General features: G+C 62.5%; 8 protein-coding genes. 5 read left to right on the top strand and 3 right to left on the bottom strand.

From position 1 onward, the window contains the following. Positions 1-334: 334 nt before the first annotated feature. The 3 genes from fecA to HX783_RS06950 form a co-directional block, all read right to left on the bottom strand. The gene (fecA, locus tag HX783_RS06960) at positions 335-2671 is read right to left on the bottom strand and encodes a TonB-dependent Fe(3+) dicitrate receptor FecA (protein WP_177016407.1); all 2337 of its coding nucleotides are present in this window, start codon (positions 2669-2671) and stop codon (positions 335-337) included. 90 nt (positions 2672-2761) lie between these two features. Then, positions 2762-3703 (bottom strand): FecR domain-containing protein, encoded by a 942-nt coding sequence (locus tag HX783_RS06955; RefSeq protein WP_177016406.1) that lies wholly within the window; start codon positions 3701-3703, stop codon positions 2762-2764. Continuing rightward, on the bottom strand, positions 3700-4188 hold the full coding sequence (locus tag HX783_RS06950) for a sigma-70 family RNA polymerase sigma factor (protein ID WP_177016652.1): 489 nt from the start codon (positions 4186-4188) through the stop codon (positions 3700-3702). Before HX783_RS06950 ends, HX783_RS06955 begins: the two co-directional genes overlap by 4 nt. A 170-nt stretch (positions 4189-4358) precedes the next feature. On the opposite strand from HX783_RS06950, the gene HX783_RS06945 reads away from it, so the two are divergent. Genes HX783_RS06945 through HX783_RS06925 form a run of 5 tightly spaced genes read left to right on the top strand, consistent with a single transcriptional unit; the run spans position 4359 to position 8119 of the window. Then, entirely contained in the window at positions 4359-4661 is a 303-nt protein-coding gene (locus tag HX783_RS06945; protein ID WP_177016405.1) for a DUF3649 domain-containing protein, read from the top strand. Beyond that, the gene (locus tag HX783_RS06940; RefSeq protein ID WP_177016404.1) at positions 4658-6232 is read left to right on the top strand and encodes a PepSY domain-containing protein; all 1575 of its coding nucleotides are present in this window, start codon (positions 4658-4660) and stop codon (positions 6230-6232) included. The genes HX783_RS06945 and HX783_RS06940 overlap by 4 nt, the downstream gene beginning before the upstream one ends. After that, positions 6233-6559 (top strand): DUF3325 domain-containing protein, encoded by a 327-nt coding sequence (locus HX783_RS06935; protein ID WP_177016403.1) that lies wholly within the window; start codon positions 6233-6235, stop codon positions 6557-6559. 7 nt (positions 6560-6566) lie between these two features. After that, positions 6567-7145, top strand: coding sequence for an RNA polymerase sigma factor (locus HX783_RS06930; RefSeq protein WP_177016402.1), 579 nt, complete (start codon positions 6567-6569; stop codon positions 7143-7145). Next, positions 7142-8119 carry a FecR family protein gene (locus HX783_RS06925; protein WP_177016401.1) on the top strand — a complete coding sequence of 326 codons (978 nt, stop codon included), beginning with the start codon at positions 7142-7144 and terminating at the stop codon, positions 8117-8119. The genes HX783_RS06930 and HX783_RS06925 overlap by 4 nt, the downstream gene beginning before the upstream one ends. Positions 8120-8285 lie beyond the last annotated feature (166 nt).

The following is an 8285-nucleotide window of genomic DNA, read 5'->3' as shown; positions in this document are numbered from 1 at the left end:
ACGCCGATCTTTTGTGGGAGCTGTCGAGCCCCGGCGAGGCTGCGAAGGCGGCGGCACAGACGAAATTGAGTCGCCTGACCCACCGCTTTCGCAGCCTCGCTAAAGCTCGACAGCTCCCACAGGGTTTTGCATTGTTTGTGGGAGCCCACGCTTAACTGAGGTTCGGTGCAGGCAGTCAAACAACGCCGATCCCTTGTGGGAGCTGTCGAGCCCCAGCGAGGCTGCGAAGGCGGCGGCACAGACGAAATTAAGTCGCCTGACCTAACGCTTTCGCAGCCTCGCTAAAGCTCGACAGCTCCCACAGGGTTTTGCATTGTTTGGAAGATTCTGGCGGTTAGAATGCAATCGAAGTCTGCACGTACACCGTGCGCGGTTCACCCACGTATTTGCCTTTGTTGTTGTCGTCGAACGAGCGCGTGTAGTACTGCTTGTTGAGGATATTTTTCACACCGACTGCCACGTTCAAGTCCGACAGCTGTGGGCCGAAGTCATACGCCGCGCGGCTGCTGAACAGCATGTAGCCGGGGATGCGGCCGTTGGCGCCGTCGGCGGTTTCCGCCTGAGTGTTGGCGTTGTCGGCGAACTGGCTGCTCTGGTAGCTGCTGTCCAGGTTGAGCTTCCAGCGGCCTTCGGTATAGCCGACGCCCAAGGTGCCTTTGTGCTTGGACGAGAAGGGCACGCGGTTGCCTTTGTTCGGGCCGTCTTCGCGGATGGTCGCGTCGACGTAGGCGTAGGTGGCGTACACATCAAAACCGGCCAGCGCCGGGCTCAAACCGTCGAGGGCATAGTTGATGCTCGACTCGATGCCTTGATGGCGGGTTTCGCCACGGGCAATCACCGAATCGTTGGTCTGGTTGCTGTCGTACTGGTTGTCGAAGTTGATCAGGAACGCGCCGATTTCAGCGCGCAGGCTGCCGTTGTCATAACGCGTGCCAAGCTCCCAGGTGCGGGCTTTTTCCGGCTTCACTTCGCCGCTGCTCACGCGGTTCGGCATCTGGCTGTACTGCACGCTGCCGAATGAGCCTTCGGTGTTGGCGTAGAGGTTCCAGTCTTCGGTTAGGTGGTACAGCACATTCAGCGCCGGCAGCGCGGTGTTGTAGTCGCCTTTGTATTTAACGTTGGTCAGGTTGTTGGTTTGCTGGGATTCGATCATCTCGTAGCGAATGCCCGGGGTGATGGTCCACTTGCCGATATCAATACGGTCATCGACGAAAAACGCATTGGCCTCGGTGGCGCCGCGCGTATCGCGGTCGTTGCGGCTGTTGGTGTCAGGCAGTTGCTGGTTGGCGCTGATCGGCGTGCGGTAGCGCAACTCGTGGCCGGCCTCGTTGATGTAGCGATAGCCGACGCCTACTTCATGGCTGGTCGGGCCGAGGTCGAAGCCCTGGGCGAAGCGGGTTTCCAGGCCGCGCACCCAGTACTCGCGCGGCGACAGCGAGAGGAAGTTGCCCTGGTCCAGGTAGCCGTTGCGCAAGGTGGTGGTGAAGAAGGTGTTGGCGGTGAATTCGCGGCGGTCTTCCTGGTAGCGATAACCGGCGTTGAACATTGTGCGGCGGCCCCAGAATTTGTCGTAGGGGCGGGTGGACTGATACGGGTCAGCCTTGTAGTCCTTGACGTTCAAGCCACCGGGCATGTCGGCCTGGCCTTCGTAGTACTGCGCCATGGCGTTGAAACTGTTGGCGTCGTCCAGTTGGTATTTGCCCTTGAGGATCAAATCGTCGATACGCGTGTTGCTGTTTTCGCGCCAGTCGCCGCCACGGGTGCCGGAGTACAAAATCGCGCCGCCCAGGCCATTGTCGGCCGTGCCGCCCGCCAACAGGTTGCCAGTGGTCTTGAAGCCGTCATGGCTGGAGGACGGGCTGGTTTCGGTCTGCAGGCCGCCTTTGACGGTCGGCGCATCGGGGATTGCACGGGTCACGAAGTTGACGATGCCGCCAACGTTTTGCGGGCCGTAGCGCACCGCGCCGCCGCCACGGACCACGTCCACCGCATCCATGTTGCCCATGCTGATCGGCGCGAAAGACAATTGTGGCTGGCCATAGGGTGCGAACGGCACTGGAATGCCGTCCATCAATACCGTGGAGCGCGAGGCCAGGCGCGGGTTGAGCCCGCGAATGCCGAAGTTCAGCGCCATGTCATGGCTGCCGGTGCCGTTGTTTTCCGGGGCGTTGACGCCGGGGATGCGGTTGAGCACGTCACGAGCCTGGGTCGCGCCCTGGCGTTCGAATTCTTCGCGGCGGATGACATCGCGGGCGCCGGGGTGTTCGAACACGTTGGTTTGCGCTGCGTCGCCGAGCCAGTCGCCAACGACGTTGGAGGTCTGTAATTCGAGGGTGGCCGGGGCGCTGGCCGGTTGCAGGCTGTAGGCGTTATCGCCCTCGGCGCGGGCTTGCAGGCCGGTGCCTTCCAGGAGTTTTCGCAGGCCTTCATCGGCACTGTAATTGCCCGACAACCCACGGCTCTGCATGCCGGCTGTGACCTCGGAGCCGAAGGAAATCAACACGCCGGCCTCACGCCCGAATTGATTCAGCGCGGCTTCCAGGGTGGCCGGGGCGATGTGATAGGGCTTGGCGTCTGCCGCCAACACCTGCGGGAGCACGGTGAAACTCAGGCTCGCGCCGAGTAGGAGTTGGCGCAAGGTGCGGGCAAGAAGTGTCGGTTGCTGGGGCATGAAGGGCGGTCCTGAGAAGGTAGGATCAAGGTGGCTTTCCTTCTCTGTCACGCGAGGTGTGGAAAACGGCTCATGTTTTCTGAAAATAATTTACGCACGTGCCTGGACAGTCACCCAGTAGCGGGTAAACCGCCGCACTTTGACCGGCAGGCTGACTTCCAGCAGGTCAAGGATGCGTTCGCTGTCGTCCAACGGATAACTGCCGGACAGCAGCAGGTTGGCCACTTGCGGGTCGCAATTGACCTGGCCACGGCGATAGCGGCCCAACTCGGCGAGGAATTCTTCCAGGCGCATGTGCGCCGCCACCAGCATGCCGTCGGCCCAGGCGCCGCTGTTGGCGTCGGTCGGGCGCGGGGTGTCCCAGCCTTTGCGGGTGAAATTGACCTGGCGCGAGGCCTCGACGGTCAGCGGCAGGCCGCTGTAGCGGTTGGGCATCACGTCGACATGGCCGTCGAAGACCGCCAGTTGGGTGTGGTCGTTGAACTGGCGCACGTTGAGGCGCGCAGCCTGGCTGCTGAGCAAACCTTGGCCGGTGAGTATGTGCAGCGGTGTGTCGCCGGGGCGCGCGGTCAGCAGGATCTCGCCTTCCAACAGGCGCACCAAACGTTGATGGCCATCAAAATGCACATCCACCGCGCTGCCGGTATTGAGCTGCAACTGGCTGCCATCGGCCAGTTGCACCTTGCGGCGCTGGCCGACGGGGCTGCGGTAATCGGCGCTCAGCGGCGGCAAAATATGCTGCTGGCGCAGGCTCCAGGCTGCGGCCGAACCGGCACCGAGAATCAGCAATAGCTTGAGGGCTTGACGCCGGCTACGGGATTTCGGCGCGTTCAAGGCGGCATGCGCCAAGGGTGAGGGCATGCCGCGCAGGCGTTGGTTGACGCGCTGGATATGGTCCCATGCACGTTGGTGTTCGCTGTGGGCATCCAGCCATTGTTGCCAGGCTGCTTGCTGGCGCGGGTTGAGCGCGCCTTGCTGCATTTCCATCAGCCAGTGCACGGCTTGTTCGGCGACTTGCGTGGAGAAATTCATAGGGCGAAATAGCAGCGCATGGCGGCTTTATTCAGGTGGCGTTTGACGGTGGCGATGGAGATGCCCAGTTCGCTGCCGATTTGCGCGTAGGTCAGGCCGTCGAGCTGGGCCAGCAGGAAGGCACGTTTGACCTGAACGGGCAGGCCGTCGAGCAGTTGGTCCAGCTCCATCAGCGTTTGCAGGATGATTGCGCGTTCTTCTTCCGACGGTGCCACGTGTTCGGGCAGTTGCGCCAGCGCGTCTAGGTAGGCGTGTTCCAGGTCCTGGCGGCGGTAGAAGTTGAACAGCACACGCTTGGCCACGGTGGTGAGAAAGGCGCGGGGTTCGATCAGTGTCGGGGTTTCCCGCGCGGTGAGCACACGGATGAACGTGTCCTGGGCCAGGTCGGCGGCGCTTTCCGGGCAGCCGAGCTTGCGTCGCAACCAGCCGGTGAGCCAGTGGTGATGGTCGTTGTACAGAACTTCAACGGTGTTGGACGGCGGCAACGCGTTCACTCAGAAAGTCTCGGTGTACTTTAGAGAACAAGAATTGTTCGCATTGTAGGGCGGGTGACACACTTGGGCAATCCTGCCAGGCAGGTGATTCATCTGTTCTCTTTTGCTTATGAGAATATTTATCATTAATATTGCGCGCTGATGACCCTGGCGCCTCCCGCATGAAAAGCAAAACCTCACTTCCCGTCGTTTATCGCCTCGCCGTCACCTCGCGCGTGCTGGCGGCTGTGGTCGGCGGTTACCTGATGGCGTCCCTGGCTGCCGTTTGCCTGGCGCTGTGGATGCCCGCGTCGCGCGCCGACGCCGTGATCACCGGGATGATGAGCTCGTTTGTGTTCTACCTGTTGGCGGTGCTCTGGTGTTTTGCCTGCCGCACGGCGTGGCGTGCCTGGTTTGGCGTGATGCTGCCGAGTGCACTGTTTGCCACGCTGGCGGGTGTCGGTTTTTGGATGGCGCGCACATGAAAGAGGGCTTTCGCCAGGCCATGGCCTGGTTGCACACCTGGGCTGGATTGATTTTCGGCTGGCTGCTGTTTGCGATTTTCCTGACCGGCACCTTGTCCTATTTCAAAGACGAAATTACCCACTGGATGCAGCCCGAAGTGCAGGCGTATCCACTCGACGACGCGCGCAGTCTTGCCGCCGCGCAAACCTATCTGCAGCAACAGGCGCCGAATGCCGCGCGCTGGTTTATCACCTTGCCGGACAGCCGCGACCCCGGCCTGTCGGTGATGTGGCAAGACAAAGTCGACCCCGGCAAGCGCGGCAACTTCATCCAAAAAGTGCTCGATCCGGTCACCAGCCAGCCCGTGCGGGCGCGTGAAAGCATGGGCGGCGAGTTCTTCTACCGTTTCCACTTTCAGCTGCAAATGCCCTACCCGTGGGGCCGCTGGCTGTCGACCATTGCCGCGATGGTAATGTTCGTCGCGCTGATCACCGGCATCATCACCCACAAGAAAATCTTCAAGGACTTCTTCACCTTCCGCCCGCGCAAAGGCCAGCGCTCCTGGCTCGACGGGCATAACGCGGTAGGCGTGCTGGTGCTGCCGTTTCACTTGATGATCACCTACAGCAGCCTGGTGATCTTCATGAGCATGGTGATGCCCGCGCCCATCGTTGCCTCCTACGGCGACGACAGCCGCGCATTTTTCAATGAAGTGTTTCCCAATACCAACAACGCGCCGGCGCTCGGCCAGCCGGGTCAATTGCTGCCGTTACTGCCGATGTACCAGCAGGCGCGCGAGCAATGGGCGGGTGGGCATGTGGGGCGTTTGGTGGTCAACAACCCTGGCGATGTGAATGCCTCGGTCAATGTGATGCGTTCAGGTGCCGACCGTGTGGCGCATGATTTCGGCAGCAGCGTGTCGTTCAACGGCACCACCGGCGAGTTGTTGCGGGTCAGTGCCGAGCAGTCGCTGCCGGCCGCAATTGGCGGCAGTTTCTACGGCCTGCACATGGGCCATTTCGCCGGGCCTGTGCTGCGCTGGCTGTACTTTATCTGCGGCCTGGCGGGCACGGCGATGATCGGCACCGGCCTGGTGATCTGGCTCGGCAAGCGCCAGCTCAAGCACGCCAAAACCGGCGTGATGCCGTTTGAATTGCGGCTGGTGGAAGTGCTGAACATCGCCAGCATGTCCGGGCTGATGATCGCCATCGCCGCATTTTTCTGGGCCAACCGCTTGTTGCCGGTGAGCTTTGCCGGGCGTTCAGACTGGGAAGTGCAGGTGTTTTTTATTGCCTGGGGCTTGAGCCTGTTGCACGCCGTATTGCGTCGAGGCCGTCAGGGCTGGGTTGAGCAATTGAGTGTCGGCGCATTGCTGTTTGTGGCGATTCCATTGCTCAACGCGCTGACCACTTCGCAGCACGTGGGCGCGTCACTGGCCCGCGGTGACTGGGCCATGGCCGGCTTCGACCTGACCTGCCTGGCCAGCGGCCTGTTCCTGACCTGGGCCGCCTGGAAAATGCAGCACCGCGCGGCGCCTCAGCCCAAGGCCGAACGCGCGCGCGGATTGACGCTCAAGCAGGAGGCGAACTGAATGTTGCTCGCTTTGCTGATGTGTTACGCCGGGTTCGTCGCGCTGTGCCTGTCCACCGATCGCCATCACGGTGAATTGCTCCACAGCAAACCCTCGCCACCAAGGCGTCTGGCCTTGCGCGTGGCCGGTTGGTTGCTGCTGGCGCTGTCGACTTGGCCTGCGGTGAGTGCCTCGGGTTGGGCCCAAGGGCTGGTGGAATGGTGCGCGGTATTGATGCTCAGCGCGCTGCTGCTGGTGATGCTGTTGCCGTATCGGCCAAGGCTGGCCTTGATCCTGGCGGGCGTTGGCCTGCTGGCCAGCCCGGTTGCGGCGTTCGCCTTACTCTGAGCATGCCATGATGATCAGCACCCCACCGGAATCCCAAGACAGCCCGCACACCGATGTGGCCGGTGGGCGTGCGCATTTCCTGCAGGTGTTTTTATCGCAGCGCTCGCAAATGGAAGCGCTGGTCAGCCGACGCGTGGGCTGCCGCGCCACCGCCGCCGACCTGGTGCAAGACCTGTTCCTGCGTTTCTGGCGGCGGCCGTTGGTGCAGGTCGAAGAACTTAGCACCTACCTGTTGCGCTGCGCCGGCAACATCGCCATCGACCACCTGCGCAGCGAAGGCGCGCGCGTACGCAGCAACGAGGGCTGGCTGCCGGAGCAACAGGACAATCAGGGCTCCGAGCCCCAGGCCGCACTTGAAGCGGGCAATGACTTGCGCCATGTCGAAGCTGCCCTGCGCAGCCTGCCCGAGCGCACCCGGCAGATTTTCCTGCTTAACCGCATTCACGGCCGCAAATATGCGCAAATCGCCAAAGCCATGGGCTTGTCCCAAAGCGCCGTGGAAAAACATATGATGCGTGCCCTCGAAGCCTGCAAAGCCAGCCTTCGCGAACCACCGCCCCCACGCACGCCAGGGAAAGCACCGTGAACGTCACCCCCACGCCCGCCCAGGAGCAGGCCGCCCTCGACTGGCTGAGCTTGCTGCACGACCAGCCCAGCAGTGGTGATCAGGCCACGTTCAGCCGCTGGTTGCGTGCCGACCCCGCGCACGTCGAGGCCTATGCCCAGGCCCAGGTGCTGTGGGAATTGAGCGAAGTGCCGGCGCGCAAACTGGCGGACGAGGACGCCTTGGCGTTGCAGGGCTACCTGAATGCGATGAACACCTCGAAGCGCTCACGGGCAAGGCGCTGGTCCGGCGCCCTGGCCATGGCCGCGTGCCTGCTGGTGATGGTGTCGATGGGCGCCGGCTGGCAGCCGTCGCGCTGGGTCGATGACTTCGGCGCTGATTATGTGACGGCGCCGGGGCAGGTGAAGACCGTGACCCTGGCCGATCAATCCCAGGTCACGCTGGATGCCGACAGCGCTATCGCCGTGGATTTCAGCCACGGCGAGCGCCATATCCAGTTGCGTCGCGGCGCAGGCTTTTTCAGCGTGACTCACACGGGCGCGCCGTTTGTGGTCGAGGCCGGCAGCGGCGAAGCGCGGGTGTTGGGCACCCAGTTCGAAGTGCGTCTGCAACCGGCTGGCGCCCAGGTGACGGTGCTGTCCGGCCGGGTGGGTGTGACGCCATCCAAGCAGGGCCAGCAGCAAATTCTGACGGCGGGCCAGCAAGTGGCCTACGCCGAAGGTGTGGCCGAAGCCATGCATGCAGTCGACAGCGAATCACGCCTGGCCTGGCGTGACGGTTGGCTCAACTACTACAAGGCGCCGCTCGCCGACGTGGTGCAGGACCTGAGCCGTTACTACCCCGGCCGCATCCTGCTGCTTAACGACGAAATGGCCGCCAAACGCGTCAGCGGCAGCTTTCCGAGCAAAGACCCGCAGGCGGTGCTGAATGCGTTGCAGGCGGTGCTTGGGTTCGAACAGCACAGCCTGTTGGGTCGGGTGATTGTGTTGCGTTAGACACACAGCAGGCCTCAATTCCCCCTGAATATTCTCCAGACGGTCTCTGCAGGCCTTGCATCACGGCACCTGCCGGCCTTTCACCGAACCTTCATCGCAATCACCCAAACCTGTCACCAAACCGTTACACGTGGCGTGGATCATCGCCGGGTTCCTGAGCGAGTGG

Source organism: Pseudomonas sp. D2002 (genome assembly GCF_013385735.1).
In the GTDB taxonomy this organism is placed as follows: Bacteria; Pseudomonadota; Gammaproteobacteria; order Pseudomonadales; family Pseudomonadaceae; genus Aquipseudomonas.
Note: the sequence above shows the minus strand (reverse complement) of the source record. Positions and strands in the feature narration are given on the sequence as shown.

Bases quoted from the DNA above. Each gene is read 5' to 3' on its own strand.
- HX783_RS06955 (WP_177016406.1), bottom strand. From the start codon at position 3,703: ATGAATTTCTCCACGCAAGTCGCCGAACAAGCCGTGCACTGGCTGATG.
- HX783_RS06945 (WP_177016405.1), top strand. From the start codon at position 4,359: ATGAAAAGCAAAACCTCACTTCCCGTCGTTTATCGCCTCGCCGTCACC.
- HX783_RS06940 (WP_177016404.1), top strand. From the start codon at position 4,658: ATGAAAGAGGGCTTTCGCCAGGCCATGGCCTGGTTGCACACCTGGGCT.
- fecA (WP_177016407.1), bottom strand. From the start codon at position 2,671: ATGCCCCAGCAACCGACACTTCTTGCCCGCACCTTGCGCCAACTCCTA.
- HX783_RS06935 (WP_177016403.1), top strand. From the start codon at position 6,233: ATGTTGCTCGCTTTGCTGATGTGTTACGCCGGGTTCGTCGCGCTGTGC.
- HX783_RS06930 (WP_177016402.1), top strand. From the start codon at position 6,567: ATGATGATCAGCACCCCACCGGAATCCCAAGACAGCCCGCACACCGAT.